Below are 871 nucleotides of genomic sequence, written 5' to 3'. Positions count from 1 at the left end.
GGCCGCACCGCACCGGCCGGGTCACCGCCGGACGCCTCCCTCTCACGCCCGCCACGGCCCGCTCGGCTCCCACGGCGCCCGTGCGCGGCCCAGGCGGGCCCCTGAGCGTCTCCCAGACCCTCAGACGAGGGGTTTGCCGTGCAGCTCCACACCGGCGCTCCGCAGCTCCTCCAGGGCCGCGCCGGTGGTCGCCTCGGACACCCCGGCCGTCAGGTCCAGCAGCACCTGGGTGCGGAAACCGGCCCGGACGGCGTCCAGCGCGGTGGCCCGCACACAGTGGTCGGTGGCGATGCCGACGATGTCGACCTCGCTCACCTCGCGGGCCCGGAGCCAGTCGGCGAGCGGGACGCCGTTCTCGTCGCTGCCCTCGAAGCCGCTGTAGGCGGCCGAGTAGGCGCCCTTGTCGAAGACGGCGTCCAGCGCGCCGGACGCCACCGCCGGGGCGAAGTTCGGGTGGAAGCCGACGCCCTCGGTGCCGGCCACGCAGTGCGGCGGCCAGGAGTGGGCGAAGTCGGGGTTCTCGGAGAAGTGGTCGCCGGGGGAGACGTGGTGGTCGCGGGTCGCGACGACGTGCCGGTATCCGGCGGCGGCGTCACCGATCAGGTCGGTGACGGCGGCTGCCACGTCCGCGCCCCCGGACACGGCGAGGCTGCCGCCCTCGCAGAAGTCGTTCTGCACGTCGACGACGATCAGGGCCCGGTGCATGGTGCACACCCTCTTCGGCTGGGAGCGGGAAACGGCCTGGCTGGGTGAGGCGGTCCACGGCGCACTTCGGCCGTCATGTCCGAGACTAGACACTCCACGGTCGGAGCGGGAGGGCGCGGGTCGGCGCACCGGCACCGCCGGGCGCCCCCCGCCGAGCGGCGGGGGA

Annotated in this window: 1 protein-coding gene; it reads right to left on the bottom strand. The window is 75.2% G+C overall.

Annotated elements, in window-relative coordinates; translation table 11 throughout:
- Positions 1 to 120: 120 nt before the first annotated feature.
- Complete coding sequence (locus ACYVE9_RS28765) at positions 121 to 705, bottom strand: isochorismatase family protein (protein WP_461030816.1); 585 nt, start codon at positions 703 to 705, stop codon at positions 121 to 123.
- Positions 706 to 871: the final 166 nt, after the last annotated feature.

It is taken from the genome of Streptomyces sparsus, assembly GCF_054776295.1.
This window is presented reverse-complemented; position numbering and strand designations above follow the sequence as displayed.